This is a genomic window from Dolosicoccus paucivorans, assembly GCF_900100125.1.
In the GTDB taxonomy this organism is placed as follows: domain Bacteria; phylum Bacillota; class Bacilli; order Lactobacillales; family Aerococcaceae; genus Dolosicoccus; species Dolosicoccus paucivorans.
The window spans coordinates 20,449-39,427 of the sequence record NZ_FNEL01000001.1 but is presented as its reverse complement, the minus strand read 5'-3'; the positions used below and the strand labels follow the sequence as shown (position 1 = coordinate 39,427).

General features: G+C 38.2%; 18 protein-coding genes. 3 read left to right on the top strand and 15 right to left on the bottom strand.

All coding sequences use genetic code 11. From position 1 onward, the window contains the following. Window positions 1–113: 113 nt before the first annotated feature. The 3 genes from nrdF to nrdI form a co-directional block, all read right to left on the bottom strand. Window positions 114–1,052, bottom strand: a complete 939-nt coding sequence (nrdF, locus tag BLR79_RS00265; protein ID WP_234970745.1) for a class 1b ribonucleoside-diphosphate reductase subunit beta — start codon at window positions 1,050–1,052, stop codon at window positions 114–116. Between the two features lie 94 nt (window positions 1,053–1,146). Then, window positions 1,147–3,324, bottom strand: coding sequence for a class 1b ribonucleoside-diphosphate reductase subunit alpha (nrdE, locus tag BLR79_RS00260; protein WP_092083740.1), 2,178 nt, complete (start codon window positions 3,322–3,324; stop codon window positions 1,147–1,149). Then, window positions 3,299–3,682 carry a class Ib ribonucleoside-diphosphate reductase assembly flavoprotein NrdI gene (gene nrdI, locus BLR79_RS00255; protein ID WP_092083739.1) on the bottom strand — a complete coding sequence of 128 codons (384 nt, stop codon included), beginning with the start codon at window positions 3,680–3,682 and terminating at the stop codon, window positions 3,299–3,301. The genes nrdE and nrdI overlap by 26 nt, the downstream gene beginning before the upstream one ends. Before the next feature lie 219 nt (window positions 3,683–3,901). Here nrdI and BLR79_RS00250 point away from each other — a divergent pair, with 219 nt between their 5' ends. From BLR79_RS00250 to BLR79_RS00240, 3 genes are all read left to right on the top strand, one after another. Next, a complete protein-coding gene (locus BLR79_RS00250; protein ID WP_092083738.1) occupies window positions 3,902–4,348 on the top strand; it encodes a BlaI/MecI/CopY family transcriptional regulator in 447 nt (148 codons plus the stop codon). 15 nt (window positions 4,349–4,363) lie between these two features. Next, entirely contained in the window at window positions 4,364–6,817 is a 2,454-nt protein-coding gene (locus BLR79_RS00245; protein ID WP_092083737.1) for a heavy metal translocating P-type ATPase, read from the top strand. 114 nt (window positions 6,818–6,931) lie between these two features. Further along, window positions 6,932–8,560 (top strand): ABC-F family ATP-binding cassette domain-containing protein, encoded by a 1,629-nt coding sequence (locus BLR79_RS00240; RefSeq protein WP_092083736.1) that lies wholly within the window; start codon window positions 6,932–6,934, stop codon window positions 8,558–8,560. Between the two features lie 51 nt (window positions 8,561–8,611). Here the strand turns inward: BLR79_RS00240 and BLR79_RS00235 are convergent, their stop codons facing one another. The 12 genes from BLR79_RS00235 to truA all read right to left on the bottom strand — a co-directional run bounded on the left by BLR79_RS00235 (window position 8,612) and on the right by truA (window position 18,968). After that, window positions 8,612–8,941, bottom strand: a complete 330-nt coding sequence (locus tag BLR79_RS00235) for a branched-chain amino acid transporter permease (protein ID WP_092083734.1) — start codon at window positions 8,939–8,941, stop codon at window positions 8,612–8,614. Next, entirely contained in the window at window positions 8,938–9,627 is a 690-nt protein-coding gene (locus BLR79_RS00230; RefSeq protein WP_092083732.1) for an AzlC family ABC transporter permease, read from the bottom strand. Before BLR79_RS00230 ends, BLR79_RS00235 begins: the two co-directional genes overlap by 4 nt. 155 nt (window positions 9,628–9,782) lie before the next feature. Continuing rightward, window positions 9,783–10,445: a CBS domain-containing protein gene (locus tag BLR79_RS00225; RefSeq protein ID WP_092083730.1), complete on the bottom strand. Its 663-nt coding sequence runs from the start codon at window positions 10,443–10,445 to the stop codon at window positions 9,783–9,785. A gap of 2 nt (window positions 10,446–10,447) precedes the next feature. Then, the gene (locus BLR79_RS00220; protein WP_092083729.1) at window positions 10,448–11,152 is read right to left on the bottom strand and encodes an ABC transporter ATP-binding protein; all 705 of its coding nucleotides are present in this window, start codon (window positions 11,150–11,152) and stop codon (window positions 10,448–10,450) included. Next, window positions 11,152–11,928, bottom strand: coding sequence for an ABC transporter ATP-binding protein (locus tag BLR79_RS00215; RefSeq protein ID WP_092083728.1), 777 nt, complete (start codon window positions 11,926–11,928; stop codon window positions 11,152–11,154). Before BLR79_RS00215 ends, BLR79_RS00220 begins: the two co-directional genes overlap by 1 nt. Then, window positions 11,925–12,893: a branched-chain amino acid ABC transporter permease gene (locus BLR79_RS00210; protein WP_092083727.1), complete on the bottom strand. Its 969-nt coding sequence runs from the start codon at window positions 12,891–12,893 to the stop codon at window positions 11,925–11,927. Before BLR79_RS00210 ends, BLR79_RS00215 begins: the two co-directional genes overlap by 4 nt. Before the next feature lie 9 nt (window positions 12,894–12,902). Continuing rightward, window positions 12,903–13,781 carry a branched-chain amino acid ABC transporter permease gene (locus BLR79_RS00205; protein WP_092083726.1) on the bottom strand — a complete coding sequence of 293 codons (879 nt, stop codon included), beginning with the start codon at window positions 13,779–13,781 and terminating at the stop codon, window positions 12,903–12,905. An 81-nt stretch (window positions 13,782–13,862) separates the two neighbouring features. Next, window positions 13,863–15,017 (bottom strand): ABC transporter substrate-binding protein, encoded by a 1,155-nt coding sequence (locus BLR79_RS00200; protein ID WP_092083725.1) that lies wholly within the window; start codon window positions 15,015–15,017, stop codon window positions 13,863–13,865. 341 nt (window positions 15,018–15,358) lie between these two features. Next, window positions 15,359–16,519: an ABC transporter substrate-binding protein gene (locus tag BLR79_RS00195; RefSeq protein ID WP_092083723.1), complete on the bottom strand. Its 1,161-nt coding sequence runs from the start codon at window positions 16,517–16,519 to the stop codon at window positions 15,359–15,361. A gap of 321 nt (window positions 16,520–16,840) precedes the next feature. Next, on the bottom strand, window positions 16,841–17,683 hold the full coding sequence (locus BLR79_RS00190; RefSeq protein WP_092083721.1) for an aldo/keto reductase: 843 nt from the start codon (window positions 17,681–17,683) through the stop codon (window positions 16,841–16,843). Beyond that, window positions 17,680–18,189: a GNAT family N-acetyltransferase gene (locus BLR79_RS00185; RefSeq protein WP_200778850.1), complete on the bottom strand. Its 510-nt coding sequence runs from the start codon at window positions 18,187–18,189 to the stop codon at window positions 17,680–17,682. Before BLR79_RS00185 ends, BLR79_RS00190 begins: the two co-directional genes overlap by 4 nt. Next, window positions 18,189–18,968: a tRNA pseudouridine(38-40) synthase TruA gene (gene truA, locus BLR79_RS00180; protein ID WP_092083717.1), complete on the bottom strand. Its 780-nt coding sequence runs from the start codon at window positions 18,966–18,968 to the stop codon at window positions 18,189–18,191. The genes BLR79_RS00185 and truA overlap by 1 nt, the downstream gene beginning before the upstream one ends. Between the last annotated feature and the right edge of the window lie 11 nt (window positions 18,969–18,979).

Sequence of the window (18,979 nt, the reverse complement as noted above, 5' to 3'; positions counted from 1 at the left end):
TCAGTTTACCCCATTTATCCTTCACAATAAACTTTTATTAACTAATTTTATAATTTGTGACAATTAATGGTTTACAATACACAAAAAAGCTCGCCGCAAGGCGAGCCTTATTTTTAAGTAAAATTTAAATAGTCATCATCAGACATCGCTTCTACTTGTCCAACTAAGTAGCTGTTTCCTACTTGAGAGAAGAAGTCATGGTTTGATGATCCGGTAGAAATACCGTTCATAATAATTGGGTTAACGTCGTCTGCCGTATCAGGGAATAGCGGATCCAGCCCTAAGTTTTGTAGCGCCTTATTAGCGTTATAACGAACGAAGATTTTCACGTCTTCCGTCCAACCGACTTGATCATAAATTAATTCCGTATACTTTTCTTCGTTTAAATAAAAAGCATACACTTGGTCATAAACCCATTGTTTCAATTCTTCTTGTTCTTCTTCCGGTAATTCATTCATTCCTAATTGGAATTTATAACCAATATACGTCCCGTGAACCGACTCATCACGAATAATTAATTTAATAATTTCCGCTACGTTAGGTAAACGGTTTGTACCTAAAAAGTGTAGAGGGGCGTAAAACCCTGAATAGAATAAGAAAGATTCTAACATTACGCTCATTGCTTTAGCTTGCAGTGGTGTTCCGTTATCATACACATCAATCGCTGTTTGGGCTTTCTTTTGTAAGTATTTATTACTATTTGTCCAACGGAAAATTTCATCAATTTCGGCAGGCGTGTTTAATGTACTGAAAATAGATGAATAACTTTTAGCGTGTAAGTTTTCCATAAATTCAATGTTTGATAATACCGCATCTTCCATTTGGGTACGAACGGTTTCTCTTAAACGGCTGACTCCCGTTTCTCCTTGCATTGTATCAAGTAATGTGAGTCCACCGAATACTTTTTCGACGACGTCTTTTTCTTCATCAGAAAGAGTACGCCAATCGTCTAAATCGTTTGATAAAGGAACCCGTGTATCCACCCAAAATTGTTCAATTAACTTCTCCCAAGTTAATTTATCAATAATGTCTTCTACATCGTTCCAGTTCATTGCTTTATAAGTCCCATCATCTTGTAAATAATCGCTATGGGTTAAACGAGCTTTACGGATATAGTCGTTTGACATGTTATCGATCCTTTCTTCATTAAATAGTACAGCTCTCGCAAGAGTTGCTTCCAACGGTCTCGCCGTCTTGAGTATAGGTTCTAACGTAATAAAGTGATTTAATTCCTTTATTCCAAGCGTAGTGACGCAGTAAGTTTAAGTCTCGGGTTGTCATCTTATTTGTACGTCCTTCTTTCCATGGATACATTCCTTCAGGAAGTTCAGAACGCATAAATAATGTTAAAGACATTCCTTGATCGATATGCTTTTGAGCAGCAGCGTAAACGTCAATAATGAGACGTTGGTCAATGTCATAAGCTGACTTATAATAGCCAATCGTATCATTGGATAAATAAGGCGCTGGGTAATACGCTTTTCCAATGGTTTTTTCTTGACGTTCTTCAACTAATTGGGTAATTGGATGTAAACTTGCGCTTGTTTCGTTGACATAACTAATTGACCCTGTTGGTGCAATGGCCATACGGTATTGGTGATATAATCCGTCTTGTTGAACCGCTTCTTTTAGCGCTTGCCAATCTTCCTTAGTTGGTAAGGGAACATTTTTGAGAACCTCTTTTACTTTATCAAAAGTTAAGGTTAAAGGTGATTCAATGTACGGATCAAAATAAGTTCCGTTAGCGTAGTCAGATTTTTCAAAGTCATGGAACGTTTCGCCACGTTCTTTAGCGATTTTATTTGACGCTTTTAGGCTGTAGTAGTTTAACGCATAGAAATAAGCTTCTGTTAATTCAATGGATTCTGGCGAACCATACTCCATTTGATTTAAGGCAAATAAGGTATGAAGTCCCATACCGCCTAAACCAATTGTATGGTATAAATCGTTTCCTTTTTTAATTGTTGAGACTGCTTCAATGGACGAATGATCAGTAACATAAGTCAAAGCACGAACTGCCACTTCAACAGATTTAGCAAAATCCGGAGATTGTACCATGTTAGGAATGTTTGTCGATCCTAAGTTACAACTAATATCTGTTCCCATCACTTCATATTCTTGACGGTCATTGATAACTGAAGGCGTTTGAACTTGTAAGATTTCGCTACATAAGTTACTCATAATGATCGTTCCATCAATTGGGTTCGTGCGGTTAGCGGTATCCACGTTCATAATATATGGATAACCTGATTCTTGTTGTAGTTTACTAATTTCATCTTCTAGTTCGCGAGCTGAGACTTTCGTCTTTTTAATTTCAGGGTTGTTGACCATGTTGTCATATTCTTTTGTAATATCTACATAAGAAAACGGCTTACCGTAGACACGTTCTACGTCATATGGACTAAATAGATACATGTTTTCATTTTTGCGAACTAATTCGTAAAACTTATCCGGCACAACAAGTCCTAGAGAGAGAGTTTTTACACGAATCTTTTCATCAGCGTTTTCTTTCTTCGTTGATAGGAAAGCAACAATATCTGGGTGGAAGATGTTAATATAAACAGCTCCTGCTCCGTTACGTTGACCCAATTGGTTAGAGTAACTGAAACTATCTTCTAATAACTTCATTACAGGAACAACACCACTTGAAGCGTTCTCGATTTGTTTAATTGGATCTCCCGCAGCACGAATATTCGATAAGTTGACCCCCACACCGCCACCAATTCTTGATAATTGGAGTGCAGAGTTGATCGCACGACCAATACTGTTCATATCGTCTGTTACTTCAATTAAGAAACAAGACACTAACTCTCCACGGCGCTTACGACCAGCGTTTAAGAAGGTAGGAGTGGCTGGTTGGTAACGTTGAGAAATCATTTCGTCGCGAATGGCTATCGCTAATTCTTCGTCTCCGTTTGCTAAAAAGAGCGCATTAAATACAACACGGTCTTCGAAACGCTCTAAATAACGTTGGTTGTCGTTTGTCTTCATGGCGTATTGTTGATAAAACTTAAACGCACCCATAAAGGAGCGGAAACGGAACTTCTTATCGTAAGTCGACTTCATCAATTCTTTAACAAATTCACGGTCATATTTATTTAAAAACTCTTCTTCTAAAAAATCATTATCAATTAAATAGTCTAACTTCTCGTCCAATGTATAGAAAAAGACAGTGTTAGGGTTGACGTGTTCTAAGAAGAAAGCTCTCACTGCTTCTTGGTCTTTATGAAGAGGAATTTTATTATCAATCGGGCGGTTTAATTCGTTATTTAATTTAAAATAAGTTACTTCGGTTGGTTTACTTTTCAATACTGGTTGATCCAATTTCTTGCACCTTCTCCTTTATAATTTTGACATCTTTATCATTTCCTTGAAACTCAAACATATGAAGTAAAGGAACATTAAAATCTCGGGCAATATCTTTAGCTGTGTAACAAAATAAAGTCCCAAAGTTTAAATTGCCTCCACCGGCTACACCTTTAAAATAAGCTGCATTATTCCCTGTTTCTAACAAATCATACATAATATCAGTTGCTTCGCCTTGATAAGTCGGAACAATGATAATAAATGGCTTATTGATTTCTGTATACATATTTTCTTGTGTAATCTCTAAAGAGGGCAAGTCTAATTTATTAACAAAACGACGGGTTTGTCCCGTCATCGTCATGTATACAACAAGCATGATCTAACCTCTTTTCTTATTATTCTTTTCTTCGACATTCAGTCGCTACTAAACTATAACAGTCTCTTTTAGGAAGTTCAAGACTTAAAACCGATATGTTGTGCGAACAAATTTTCGCCTTAAGTAGATGTAGTGGTATATCAATCTTGTGAAGGGTTATTAATATAGTTGACTTAATTAGTTTACACATGTAAACTTAAGGTGTGAGGAGGATCTATTATGTCTCAAATTCAATCCATTGCTTTAGATATTACCCCAAGCGAGTGGCTTATTATGCGAACCGTTTGGGCTCACCCTTTTTGTACAAGTCGTGAAATTATTGATACTGTTTTAAATCTTACTTCATGGAAAGAAGGAACGATTAAGTCACTCATTAGTCGTTTAGAGAAAAAAGAGCTGCTCATTAAAGATACGACCCAAAGACCTTATACATTTAACGCAGCCATTTCTGAACAAGATGCTTTAAATGCGACTCTTGATCATTTAATCCAACGGACTTGTCATAAAAAACACGTATCTCTTTTAAGTCACTTAATGGATATGATGTCTTTATCGAAAGACGATATTCAAATACTGACAGATCAACTTAAGCAACAAAAGCTAAACGCCCCTGATGAAGTACTTTGTACCTGTCCTGAAGGTCAATGTACTTGTCATCTCAACTAAAGGAGGAATTTTACAATGAAACAAACATTTGTTATTCACGGCATGAATTGTGCCAGTTGCGCTCAAACAATCGAAAGAGCTTTAAACGATCAGCCGGGTGTAGAATCCGCTAGTGTCAATTTAACTACTGAAAAAGCCAGCGTGACCTATAATCCAAAAGAAATTAATGAAGAAACATTACAACAAGTGGTCAAAGAAGCGGGTTATTCCATGGAGCTTGAAGAAGGGGCATCCCATCAAACTTATTCCATTGAAGGAATGACCTGTGCTAGTTGTGCGCAAACCGTTGAAAAAGCGGTCAATCAATTAGAAGAGGTCGCTTTAGCTCAAGTCAATTTAGCGAATGAAACACTTACCGTTGATTGGAAACATACGCCCCAAGGGAATTTAATCATTCAAACCGTCAAAGACGCTGGATACAAAGCAAGCCTACAACAAGATGCTCGTCTTCAATATGAAGAAGAACAAGCTCGTAAACAAAATCGTTTGCAACAAATGAAACAACAACTGATATGGATGGCCGTTTTTACCGTGCCTCTATTTATTTTAACAATGGGACCGATGATCGGCATGCCTTTACCCTCTATTATCAACCCCGCCATTCATCCATTAAATAACGCTTTAGTGCAATTAGCTTTAACGGTACCCGTGATGGCTTTAGGTCATCAAATGTATTCTCGAGGGTTTAAAACTCTTTTTAAAGGCCACCCAAATATGGATGCATTAGTTGCGATTGGAACGACCGCCGCCTTTTTACAAGGTTTATATGTTACTTATCAAGTGATGACTCAACAAATCGGAGGTTCATCCCATTTACACGTTTATTTTGAATCCGTCGCAGTGATTTTAACGCTAATGCATGCTGGGCGCTATATGGAAGAGATCGCTAAAGGAAAAACGTCAGCCGCTGTTAAAGCACTGATGGATTTAACCCCTCCTGTTGCTCGAGTAGTGCAAAAGGATGGTTCTCTTCAAGAAATAGATGTCGCTTCTGTTCAAGTGGGAGATAAAATTCAAATTAGACCTGGAGAAAGCCTTCCTGTAGATGGGGTTATTATTGAGGGACGCTCCGCCATTGATGAATCCATGTTAACCGGCGAAAGTGTGCCAGTTGAAAAAAATGTCGGAGACACGGTCACCGGCGCAAGTGTTAACAAAACTGGCTCATTTATTTATGAAGCAACCCATGTGGGCGCTGATACGATGTTAAGTAAAATCGTCCAAATGGTTCAAGAGGCTCAAGGAACAAAAGCCCCAATCGCTCAATTGGCAGATGTTATTTCTGGCTATTTTGTACCGACCGTTATTGTATTAGCGATTCTTTCAGGACTGGGTTGGTACTTCTTTAGTGATCACGGCCTTGGTTTTGCATTAAACATTTTCATTAGTGTATTAATCATTGCTTGTCCATGTGCTTTAGGACTAGCGACACCGACATCGATTATGGTTGCAACGGGAAATGGCGCAAGTAAAGGTATTTTAATTAAATCAGGAGCCGCTCTACAAACAATTCATGATGCAGATGTTGTTCTATTAGATAAAACAGGAACGATTACAAAAGGGCAACCTATCGTCACTGATTTTACTGTTCTTCCTGATTATAATGAAGAGCGGATTCTCTATTTAGTGGCTAGTGCTGAAGATGCATCCGAACACCCTTTAGGCACTGCTATTGTTCAATACGCGAAAGAAAAAAACATTACTTTAACGACTCCTACTTCTTTTGATAGTATTACCGGACAAGGATTAGAAGCAGAGATAGAAGGGCATACTTTACGTATTGGCAACCAAAAGTTAATGAAAGACATCCATATGGATAGTACTCTATTAAAAGATCTGCATACCTTAGCAAAGCAAAGTAAAACACCTATGCTAATTGCTTTAGATGATCAAGTTGTTGGAATTATTGCCGTAAGTGATCCGGTTAAAGAAAATAGTTTAGTCGCTATTAGAAAGATGACTGATTTAAACCGTGAAGTGGTAATGGTAACAGGAGATCATGAACAAACTGCTCACGCTATTGCTGATCAAGTAGGCATTCAACGAGTATTTAGTGAAGTTTTACCAGAAGATAAATCATCGATCGTTAAAGAACTTCAACAAGAAGGTAAAAAAGTCATTATGGTTGGAGACGGAATTAACGATGCACCGGCCCTTGTTCAAGCTGATATTGGTATGGCTATTGGGAATGGAACGGATATTGCGATTGAATCAGCGGATGCCGTTTTAATGAATGGACAATTAACAAGTGTGCCCCAAGCAATTCATTTAAGTAAAGCAACCATTGCTAATATTAAACAAAACTTGTTTTGGGCTTTTGGATACAATGCGATTGGAATTCCGTTTGCAATGGGATTATTTTATCTGTTCTTTAACGGCCCATTGCTTAACCCAATGATTGCTGCTTTAGCAATGAGTTTTAGTTCAGTCTCAGTTCTACTCAACGCTTTAAGATTACGTAATAAATAAGACTTTATAAGATCCCTTTCGTTATTCTAAAATGAAAGGGATTTTTGTGTATTAAACCTTACTTATTTGTGCTATGATCGGTAAGAAGTTTATCAATGAGGAGGTTTTGATACTTTGATTAATGTATCGAACGTAAGTTTGCACTTTGCTGATCGCAAACTATTTGAAGATGTAAATATTACTTTTACTCCTGGAAACTGTTACGGTGTCATCGGCGCTAACGGTGCAGGAAAATCTACTTTTTTAAAAATTTTATCCGGTGAAATTCAACCTTCCACAGGAACAGTGACGATGGACCCTAATGAGCGCTTAGCTGTTTTAAGCCAGGACCACTTCGGATTTGAAGACTATTCAGTCATGGATACGGTCTTAACGGGACATAAAAAATTATATGACATTATGAAAGAAAAAGACGCAATCTATATGAAAGAAGATTTCAGTGAAGAAGATGGCGTTCGCGCTGGTGAATTAGAAGCAGCCTTTGCAGAAATGGGCGGATGGGAAGCTGAATCTGATGCAAGTAACATGCTACAAGGTTTAGGTATTCCGACGGAATTACACCACGCGTTGATGAAAGATTTGCCTGAGCCAGATAAAATTAAAGTTTTACTAGCCCAAGCATTATTTAGTCGTCCCGACAACTTACTTTTAGACGAGCCGACGAACGGACTCGACGCTAAAGCGATTGACTGGTTAAGTGACTTTATTTTAGATTTTCCTAATACGGTTATTGTCGTCTCCCACGACCGTCACTTCTTAAACACGGTCTGTACTCATATGGCAGACGTAGACTTTGGTAAAATCCAATTATACGTAGGAAACTACGACTTCTGGTTACAGTCTAGCCAACTAGCTGCTAAAATGGCAGCTGATCAAAATGCGAAAAAAGAAGAACAAATTAAAGAGCTACAAGCCTTTATCGCACGATTCTCAGCGAACGCCTCAAAGTCTAGACAGGCTACTTCTCGTCGCCGTTTACTTGAAAAGATCACCTTAGATGATATTCAACCTTCATCCCGTCGCTACCCTTATGTTGGCTTCTCCCCAGAGCGCGAGATTGGTAACGACGTCTTACGAGTAGAAAATCTTTCTAAAACGATTGATGGCGAAAAAGTGTTAGACAATGTCACCTTTACTTTAAGCCGTGAAGATAAAGTTGCTTTCTTAAGTCGCAACGATATTGCGGTCACTACTTTGTTTGAAATTTTAATGGGTAATATGGAGCCCGATAGCGGAACGTTTGAATGGGGTGTGACAACTAGCCAAACTTACTTACCTTTAGACAATACCGACGAATTCCAAGGCAATAAAGAGTCCATTTTAGAATGGTTACGCCAATTTGCCGAAAAAGAAGAACAAGATAATACGTTCTTAAGAAGCTTTTTAGGTCGTATGTTATTTACCGGTGAAGACGTTATGAAAGAAGTGGACGTTCTTTCCGGTGGGGAAAAGGTTCGTGTTATGTTATCTAAAATGATGTTATCGAAAGCGAACGTCTTAATTTTAGATCAACCAACAAACCACTTAGACTTAGAATCCATCACTTCGCTTAACGAAGGACTGATTAAGTTTAAAGGTGTTATTCTTCTAGCTTCTCATGACTATGAAGTATTAAATACAACTTGTAACCGAATCATTGAGTTAACACCAAAAGGTATTATCGACCGCTTGAGCACAACTTATGAAGAATACTTACATAATCCTGATATTCAACAGCAGCTAGATCAAATGTACGAAGATTAATCCAACCAACAAATAAAGCCCGGCTCAAAAAAATGAGCTGAGCTTTTTGCTTTAGATAAACACTTGTTGAACGAGCACCATATAAAAAACGGTCCCAGCTACAATACTTAATAGAAAATTTCGCTTCCACAAGTGGAGACAAAGAATGAGTACCGTAGCTAACATTTCAGGAATCAACTGCATGGGGTTCGTCGCAATTGAATCTTTAAAAACAAATACAACTAAAAGTCCCATCGAAGCCGGGGGTAACACTTGACCTAAATAGCGAATAAAGCGGGGAGGTAATTGATCACCTGGAAACAGTAAAAAAGGACCCAAACGTAGACCATAAGTGACTACAGCGATAATTAAAATCGTAATAATAATTTGTGATGTTGTCACCGGACACCCTCCTTACTTTTATGCCAAAAACGCCAAGCAAATGTCAAAATAATTCCTGTCATCGCTGGAATCATAAAATGATCGGCGCCTAGCACCAGTAGTGAAATTAAAGGAATCGTTATGCCAACTGCTCCTGCAAAGTAGCCTTTCGTTTCTATCATCTGTTCAAAAAAATTAATAATAAAAAGTGCGGATAATGAAAACTCAATTCCTGTATAATCGATCGGCAAAGCTTGACCGGCAGCAACTCCTAAAACAGTTCCGGCTACCCAATAAAAATAATCAAAATAAGTGACACCTAAATAGACTTGAATCGGATCAAGAGATTGGGGCACTTGTAAACTAACGTTCAAGGCAAATGTCTCATCAGTCAATCCAAAAGCAAGTAAAGCTTTTTTAGGCATGGACGTTTGGTATTTATCTAACATTGAAAGACCATAAAAAAGAAGTCGAGCATTGACTAAAAGAGTCAACACGATCGCATTGATAGGATGAAAAGAAGCTGTTAAAAGCTCAACCGATGCAAACTGCATCGCGCCTCCGTACATCACAATACTCATAAAAATCGGCAGCCACCAAGGATAATCTAATCCCACCATTAAAATACCAAAGGAAACTCCTAAAACGATATAACCGATCATCATCGGTAATGAATATTTAAAGGCATATTTTAACGTTCGCCCCACAAAATAACCTCCACTCAAAAGTGTATTTTTAATGATATATTAATCATTTACTCATTTTGTTCATTTTACAAGAATTGACTTACAAAAGCAAAGCCAATCCATTACTCCATTAACAAAAAAGCCACCTTCTAAAAAGAAGATGGACTTTCAAATTTCTAAACTTTTTCGATAATGGAAGTGACGGTATAACCTGCTTGGTTTAAAACCTCTTCAATAGCTGAAACGGCAGAGCTAACAAAGTGGAAAACAATTTCAACATGATCTTCTCGTCTAAAGACCACAATTTGTTTAATATCCACGTCTTCGCCTTGACTACGCATAACTTCTAAAATATTGTCTAAAACGCCACTGCGATCTTCATCAGCTGGAATTTGAACCGTCATGCGTACCCCTGGCGTATTATAACCTAAGACGTCGACAAAGGCATCGAAAATATCTTTGTCAGTAATAATTCCAGCAAGTTGGTTGTCTTCTTCCACAATGACTAAAGCTCCTACTTTATCATTACGCATCAAAACAGCTGCTTCTTCTAATAAAGCTAGAGGAGTTACAACGGATGGCTTTTTAATCATAATATCCCCCGCTGTTGTTTTATTTAATAAATAGTTTAGCTCATGGTAATCTAAACTCGTCGCTGTAGATGGTGAGTTACGATCAATCACTTCTTGAGTAACTAAACCAAGTAACGTGTTGGTATTGGAATCAACGACTGGTAGACGGCGAATATTATGAGCTGCCATTAAATCTACCGCTTCTAATACAGTCGTCTTAGGATCAATCGTAATTAAATCCGTTGTCATATAATCTTTAACGTACATCTTTAACCTCCTAAATAAGCGCGTTGTACTTCTGGGCTAGCAAGTAACTCTTGACCTGTTCCAGATAAAACAACATTTCCTGTTTCAAGCACGTACCCGCGATCAGCAATGGATAAGGCCATATTGGCGTTTTGCTCCACCACTAACACCGTTGTACCTTGACGATTAATATCTTCGATAATATTGAAGATTTCTTTAATAAAAATGGGAGCTAATCCCATGGAAGGTTCATCTAACAGTAACAATTTCGGACGGGTCATTAAAGCACGTCCCATGGCTAACATTTGTTGCTCTCCCCCTGATAGAGTCGCTGCATCTTGATTTAAACGATCTTTTAAAACAGGGAAGCGTTCAAAGACATGCTCCATATCTTCTTTAATACCTTGGCTATCATTACGTAAAAAAGCGCCTAAATCTAAGTTTTCTTGTACTGTTAGCCCCGCAAAAACATGACGCCCTTCAGGAACTTGAGCTAGTCCTAATTGAACAATATTTTTAGCAGAGGTCTTAGTTAATTCTTCATTTAAAAATTGAACTGAACCACTCGTTGGTTTAACTAAACCAGAAATAGTTCTTAAAATGGTTGATTTCCCTGCTCCGTTAGCTCCAATTAAAGTGACAATTTCGCCTTCATTCACTTCAAAACTAATGTTTTTGACTGCTCGAATCATGCCATAGTTTACTTCAAGATCTTGAACTTTTAACATTAGGCTTCTCCTCCTAAATAAGCACGAATAACGGCTTCATTTTGTTGAATTTCTTTTGGCGTTCCTGAAGCAATTAAACGACCGTACTCTAATACATAAATACGCTCACAAATCTCCATGACTAACGACATATCATGTTCAATTAAAACAACCGTTAATCCGAAACGCTCACGAATTTCAGCGATTAAGTCCGTTAAATCCTTCGTTTCTGCTGGGTTCATTCCTGCTGCAGGCTCGTCTAAGAATAAAATACGCGGCTCAGTTGCTAAGGCACGAACAATTTCTAAGCGACGTTGTTGCCCGTAAGCGAGGTTTTGTGCTTTTTCGTTGGCTAGATGATCTAAGCTGAACATTTCTAATAGCTCTAACGCTTGGATTCTCATCGTTTCTTCTGTATCGTAGTAAGCTTTTGTTCTAAATAAAGAAGACCATAAAGAATTACCCTGTTTACGATCCATCGCTACCATCACGTTTTCTAATACGGTTTGAGTACTAAATAAACGAATGTTTTGGAAAGTACGAGCAACGCCCATTCCGTTAATTTTATCAGGACTTTGTCCGTTCAGTACTTGAACTCCATCTTTAGTAGCTAAGGTTATTTTACCTTCAGAAGGAACATATACACCGGTTACTAGGTTAAAAAAGGTTGTTTTCCCTGCTCCGTTAGGTCCAATAATTCCTACTAGTTCTCCTTCATCAAAATGCATGGATACATTCGCAACAGCTGCTAAACCACCAAAATAGCGACTGACATTTTTAACTTCTAATAAACTCATGATACAGCCTCCTTTTGTGATGATTTGTTAGGAAATAGTCGTTGTCCTAATTTAAATTCCCAAGTGCCAAGTAATCCTTGTGGTCTAAAGATCATAATTAACACTAAAGCGACCGCATAAATAATCATGCGTAATTGACCATAGTCTTGAAGAACAACGTTTAAAATCCCCAGTACAATCGCTGCCAAAACAGATCCGGTAAAGCTTCCAATGCCTCCAAAAACAACAATGATTAAGACATCAATGGAGCGTTGGAAGTTATAAGCGCCTGGAACAACAATTCCTAAATAGCTCGCTTGAAGCGTTCCAGCAATCGCGGCGGTAATCGCACCAATAACAAAAGCAATCACTTTATATTTCGTGACGTTAATTCCCATCGCTTGAGCCGCAATTTCATTTTGTTGAATAGCCATAGTTGCGCGTCCTGCACTACTATACACATAGTTTAAAGTAAACATTAACGTTAAAACCATACAAACATAAACAAGTGGCCAAGTCACTAACATTGGAATACCACTAATTCCCGCCGGCCCATTTGTTAAATCCGTTAAGTTGTTGATCAATACACGAATAATTTCAGCCACTCCAAGCGTTGCGATGGCTAAATAGTCACCACGTAAACGAAGGGTTGGAATACCAACAATAAGAGCGACAACTGTTGCGATAACCGCACCAACGAGAGCACCTAAAATTAAACCGTAAGTCCCGTTCTCCATTCGCGTACTCATAATAGCTCCTGAATAGGCACCGATCGCGATAAATCCTGCGTGTCCTAAGGAGAATTGTCCTGCTACACCTAGAACTAAGTTCAAACCAACGGCGAACATAATGTTTAACATAATATCCATTAAAGCGCGCTGATAAAAAGATGTAATGACGCCAAAATGAACAAGGCTCCAAATTAATGCATAACATAACAATGCCATACCTAACCACGCTAAATTACGTTTATGAAATCGTTGCATGTTATACACCTACACTTTCTCTCTAACATTTTTACCAAACAAACCTGCTGGTAAAACAAGTAAAATAATAATTAATAATACATAAACCGCTGCATCTTTATAGGTTGACCAGCCTAAATAAGTTACAAGAGTTTCTAGTAATCCGATGAGGTAACCTCCTACCATCGCTCCTGGAATACTTCCAATCCCGCCGACAACGGCTGCAACGAAGGCTTTCAGCCCAGAAGTAACACCCATAAACGGCGAGATAGAGTTATAATACACACCAACTAGTACTCCCGCGATACCTGCTAGCCCAGAACCAAGAGCAAAAGTAAAGGAAATAATGCGGTTAACATCAATTCCCATTAATTGAGCTGCTTCAGCATCTACCGCAACAGCACGCATCGCTTTCCCCATTTTAGTTTTGTTAACAATGAGTGTTAACACGATCATTAAAATAATCGTCGTAATAAAAACAAATAATTGCTTTGAGTTAATCACAATTCCCCCAACGCGATACACTTGTGTTTTCATCGCAGCTGGGAAAGCTCTTACTTCTGGTCCAAGTTTATAAGCCATTAAGTTTTGAATAAAATAAGAAACGCCAATCGCTGTAATTAAAGCAGCCACTCGTGTTGACTTTCTAAGTGGCTTATAGGCGACCCGTTCAATAGTCACACCAATAATGGCACAACATGCCATCGCAATGAGCATCGCTAAATAAATATTAATATCAAAGGTTTGAACTAAATAAAAACCGATGAAAGCGCCAAGCATATAAACTTCTCCGTGGGCAAAGTTAATCAATTTAATGGTTCCATAAACCATCGTATACCCCAGAGCAATTAAGGCGTAAATACTTCCTAAAGCAATACCGTTAATCATCTGTTGCATAAACAGTTGCATCGTTTACATCCCTTCTATCTAAAATCATTTAAACTTCAAAAAAGCGATGACAAACATCATCGCTTTTTGGATCAATGTTTATTAGTTCACTTCGACTGGTGTTGCTTTAACAACTTCACCTTGTTGCATTTCTAAAACAAGAACCGGTTTTTGTGGGTTGTGTAATTCGTCAATTGAAAATTTACCTGTCACTCCTTCAAAATCCTTTGTCTCATTTAACGCTTTAGTAACTGCTTCTGGATCAGTCGAACCAGCACGTTCAATTGCATCAACTAATAGACCTGTCGCATCAAAGGATAAAGCAGCAAACTGATCCGCATCTTCACCATACTCTTCTTTATATGATTTTAAGAAAGCGTCCAGTTTTTCACTTTCTAACTTTTCAGAAAATCCTGAAGTGTAGTAAATATCGTCAGCCATACCACCAGATAGTTCAACTAAAGTTGGACTTGTAAAACCATCTCCTGAAACGATTGGCTGATCTAAGCCCATTTCACGAGCTTGCTTAATGAACATACCACCTTCAGTGTAATATCCAGCAAAGTAAATAACATCCACATCGTTACTTAAAAGAGTTGAAATGATAGCTGAGAAATCTTGATCTCCTTCTGCAAAGGATTCATTGACAACCACTTCGCCTCCATTTTTTTCGAAAGCTTCCTTAAATGATGCAGCAATTCCTTTAGCAAAGTCGTTACCTGAATCTTCTAAAACTGCTGCTTTTGTTTTACCTAACTCAGTAGCCGCAAATTGTCCCCCCGCTGCACCTTGGTATGAGTCTTCAAAACAAACGCGGTATAAATATTCTAAAACATCGCCTTGAGAGTCCAGGGTCAAACCGTCTCCTGAAGCTGCTGGCAATACGTGAGGAATTTTTGCTTGATCTAAAACAGGGGCTTCAGCTAATACACTTCCTGTTGTACCAGGCCCAACAACTCCGACAACACCATCTGAAACTAAACGGCTGGCAACAGAAGCCGATTCTGTAATGTCTGATTTGTTATCATAAACTACCCATTCAACCTCTTTGCCCTCAAAACCACCTTGTTCGTTATATTGTTTTAAGTATAACTCAAACGCTTTCTTCATCGGTGTTCCATAAGCGGCGTGCGGACCACTTGTTTCAAAGTTTCCACCTAACTTAAACGCGCTCTCAGCAAATGCTGTAAAAGGTGAGGCTAATTGAGCTCCTAAAGCTAAAACGGTCATCGCCGTTAAACTTAATTTCTTAAACATCTTCCTTATCTCCTTTATCTATTGTTATATGTATCCTTCAAAAAGTAGCCAATCTTTAAAATACTCTTAAATAAAAAGAGCAAGTTTGAACTATCAAACTTGCTCTTGGCTTATTATTGCGAGAAGCTAGAGAAGTTTGTTCATCTCAAAATAGACTTCTCTAAAAAAATTAAGAAGTCTTACTTCGCAATAATAATGACGACATTATTTAAATAGCTTAAAGAAGCCATTGAATATGATTTTAAGGGGGTAGTCATGACAATGACTCCTTTCTTTTAAAAATTGATTAACTATATTTTAACAGTCTAAACGACAATGTCAAGCAGTTTTTAATCAAAAGCTCATTTCTTTACTTCAATTGACGTTGTATTCACTACTTGTCCGTCTTGTAATTCAAGTAGAAGGGCTGGTTTAACTGGGTTATGCTCTTCATCCATTGAGAACGTTCCAGTCACTCCTTCATAGTCTTTTGTTTCTTCTAGCGCTTTCACAATTGCTTCTTTGTCTTCTGCGTCGGAAGCTTCAATAGCAGCAATTAATAGTCCTACCGCATCATAAGCCAGTGCTGCGAACGTATCTGATTCTTCGTTGTACTTATCTTGGTAAGCTTTTAAGTAATCAGCTACAATACCAGTAGCTCCTTCGGAAGTAAAGTGTGAAGTATAGTAAATGTCATTTGCATGACCACTTGCTAATTCTACTAAAATTGGACTAGCGAATCCGTCTGGACCAAGAATAGGTTGCTCAATGCCCATCTCGCGAGCCTGTTTAATAAATTGCCCTGCCTCTGTGTAGTAGCCTGGGAAATAAATAACATCTATGTCTTGGGTTAATAGTTGTGAAATAACCGCTGAGAAGTCTTGATCACCTTCTGAGAAGGATTGTTCAACGACTACTTCTCCACCTAGTTTTTCAAATTGTTCTTTAAATACTTTAGCTAATCCAGCTGAATAATCAGTTCCTGGGTCAGAAATAACCGCAGCTTTCTTCATATTTAAATGTTCAGCAGCAAATTGCCCTGCCGCACCTGCTTGAATCGTATCTTCATAGGATACTCTAAACATATAAGGAATGACTTCACCTTTATCATCTAGGGTTAAACCTTCTGCGGTAGCTGCAGGTAAAATATAAGGAATTCCTTCTTTATTTAAAACAGAAGCTTGTGCTTGTGCGTTACCTGTTAATGCCGGTCCTACAACACCTACAACCCCTTCAGAAGCTAAACGGCTCGCAACCGAAGCAGATTCACTAATGTCTGATTTGTTATCGAAGACGACATACTCGATCGGACGACCATTTACGCCACCTTTTTCGTTAACTTGGTCGATGAATAATTGAACCCCTCGGTTCATTTTGTTTCCGTAATCTGATACTTCACCGGATAATTCAAAGTTTCCACCAATTTTAATCGCTTCTTGGGCTGTAGCGATTGCTGTTTGACCTAAAAGGGCCATACTTGCACAAGCAGCTACGACCATTCTTTTAAATTTACCATACGACATAACAATAATTCCTCCTTTAAAATATATCCAACAAAAAAAGCAAGTTTGATTGCTCAAACTTGCTTTGATCTACCTATTATTAAGGAAAGCAACTTTGAGTGGTTTCATCCATTGCGAATAGGACCTCTCAAAGCGTTGAGAAGCCCTACCTTAATAATAATAAATTGTTGAATTGATGCTTAGCAAAAGAAATAGTTACTACAGTATGAAATTGATTAACTTTAATTGACATTGTAATAACCTCTCTTTCGCTTAATTTAATTAAAGTATAACATACTCAAATTAAAAATCAATCATTTTTTAATTCTTTTCTCACTTTTATTAAAAATCAACGGATTCTGGATCCCGTTGTTTAGTTTCGCTAACCAATTCATCTAAATGCTTCATATCTTCAACTGACAATTCAAAGTCAAATACATTTAAATTGTCTTGAATGTGTGCTGGATTACTTGAACGAGGGAGTGGAACAAAATCATGTTGTAGTGACCAGCGCAACATGATTTGGCTAGCACTCTTATGATATTTTTCAGTTAGCTTTTCAATTTCTGGGTGAGAGAATAAATCGCCACTACCAAATGGACTATAAGCTTCCATAACCATGCCCTGTTCTTGACAGTAAGCCACTAAATCAGACTGTGTCTCACCTGGGGCTAGAAGCACTTGGTTGACCATTGGTTTAACGGTTGCGGTAGCGTTAAGTACTTCGATATGCTTTTCCATAAAGTTTGAAATACCGATTGCACGGACTTTATTAGAACGATACAACTCTTCTAAAGCGCGCCAACGTTCTGCGTTTATTTCTTTCCACGCATCACCTTGACGGGTATCTACCGGTGTAGGCCAGTGAAGTAAGAATAAATCGACGTAATCCATTTGTAACTTTTCAAGCGACTCTTCAAAAGCTGCCATGACATCATCATAGGTTTGGTGAGTATTCCATGACTTAGTTGTCACAAATAAATCGTTTCGATCAATCCCGCTATCTTTAATCGCTTGGCCGACACTTCGTTCGTTTTGATAAACTTGTGCCGTATCGATGTGGCGATAACCTGCTTTTAAAGCTGCTTCTACTGCTTCATAAGCTTCTTTACCATCTTCTAGTTTCCAAGTCCCAAAACCTAATTGAGGAATTTTAACACCATTATTTAACGTTAACTCTTTCATTTGTCTTCCTCCTTTTTTGCGTAATGAAATGCCTTGCGAGGCGATCCATCACTTACATAAATCGTACCACACTCTTTAAAGTTTAGCTTGTTTAAGATACGTTGCATCAATTTATTGGATTCATGGGTATCAATGCGCACATTATCATACTGAGACTGAACCCATTGAATACACTCGATACCTGCACCTTTTCGTTGACCGCTAGAGACAATACGGTGAATCGTTGCGTAGGGCTTGTCATTTAACCAAGCGCCTTCAATCACTTGATAAGTCGGATCTGGATCAGTTGTTAAATAAAAAGATGCATAAATTCTTTCCTCGCCGTCTTTTTCACCAATCGCAACATAACTATGACCTTGTTGAATATCTTGAGTTAATAGTTCTCGACTAGGATAGCCATTCACCCATTGGGCATAGTTTCCAGCTTGACGCATCACTTGTCTTCCGTGTTCAAAAATTGCTTCCAATGTATTTAAATCATCTAAAGTCGCTTTTCTAATCTTCATCATTCGCCTCCTTTAAAAATCGGTTCATTATAAGTAACGTTGACCATATACAGTCCTTGAGGTGGGGCGGTCGGTCCGGCTTCATTACGATCTTTTACTTGTAACAATCGTTCCATTTCTTCCACAGGCTTCAACCCATCGCCAATTTGTAATAGCGTTCCTACTAAAATACGAATCATATTATATAAAAAGCCATTGGCTTTAAAAGAAAAGCGTAGTTCATTGGTTTCGTCATCGTACCATACTTTGGCTTCATAGACTGTGCGAACTTTATCTTCTTTATCCGTTTTCGTAGAACAAAAGCTCGTAAAATCATGAGTACCTACCACTGTTTGAATCGCTTGTTGAATACGTTTTAAATCATAACGATAGGGATGATGAGTGGTATAGTGTCGCTTAAAAGGATCCGGATAGCGTCCGACATCTACCCGGTAAAGATACTCCCGTTGCGTTACATGATACCGGGCGTGAAAATCAGGGCCTACAGGTGTTGCATTAACGACTCTAATCGAAGGATCCATAATACTATTTAAACCATTCATTAATCCTTTTGGATGAATGGCTGCAGGGTAGTCAAAATGAACGATTTGAGCTAAGGCATGCACACCGGAATCTGTTCGTCCACAAGCCACCGTGGGAATCAGTTCTCCTTTAGGTAGTTTAGCCATTTTAGCAAGGGCTTTTTCCAGTTCTGCTTGAACAGTATGACCATTTTTTTGAACTTGGTAGCCAACATAAGGGGTTCCATCATATTGTAATTGAATCGCAAATCGCTGCATTTTTTCACCTC

Coding starts and splice junctions, on each gene's coding strand:
- BLR79_RS00185 (WP_200778850.1), bottom strand. CDS start 18,189: ATGAAGATTAGAAAAGCGACTTTAGATGATTTAAATACATTGGAAGCA.
- BLR79_RS00200 (WP_092083725.1), bottom strand. CDS start 15,017: ATGTTTAAGAAATTAAGTTTAACGGCGATGACCGTTTTAGCTTTAGGA.
- BLR79_RS00220 (WP_092083729.1), bottom strand. CDS start 11,152: ATGTTAAAAGTTCAAGATCTTGAAGTAAACTATGGCATGATTCGAGCA.
- BLR79_RS00250 (WP_092083738.1), top strand. CDS start 3,902: ATGTCTCAAATTCAATCCATTGCTTTAGATATTACCCCAAGCGAGTGG.
- BLR79_RS00215 (WP_092083728.1), bottom strand. CDS start 11,928: ATGAGTTTATTAGAAGTTAAAAATGTCAGTCGCTATTTTGGTGGTTTA.
- nrdI (WP_092083739.1), bottom strand. CDS start 3,682: ATGCTTGTTGTATACATGACGATGACGGGACAAACCCGTCGTTTTGTT.
- nrdF (WP_234970745.1), bottom strand. CDS start 1,052: ATGAACTGGAACGATGTAGAAGACATTATTGATAAATTAACTTGGGAG.
- BLR79_RS00245 (WP_092083737.1), top strand. CDS start 4,364: ATGAAACAAACATTTGTTATTCACGGCATGAATTGTGCCAGTTGCGCT.
- BLR79_RS00205 (WP_092083726.1), bottom strand. CDS start 13,781: ATGCAACTGTTTATGCAACAGATGATTAACGGTATTGCTTTAGGAAGT.
- BLR79_RS00190 (WP_092083721.1), bottom strand. CDS start 17,683: ATGAAAGAGTTAACGTTAAATAATGGTGTTAAAATTCCTCAATTAGGT.
- BLR79_RS00210 (WP_092083727.1), bottom strand. CDS start 12,893: ATGCAACGATTTCATAAACGTAATTTAGCGTGGTTAGGTATGGCATTG.
- BLR79_RS00225 (WP_092083730.1), bottom strand. CDS start 10,445: ATGTACGTTAAAGATTATATGACAACGGATTTAATTACGATTGATCCT.
- truA (WP_092083717.1), bottom strand. CDS start 18,968: ATGCAGCGATTTGCGATTCAATTACAATATGATGGAACCCCTTATGTT.
- BLR79_RS00195 (WP_092083723.1), bottom strand. CDS start 16,519: ATGTCGTATGGTAAATTTAAAAGAATGGTCGTAGCTGCTTGTGCAAGT.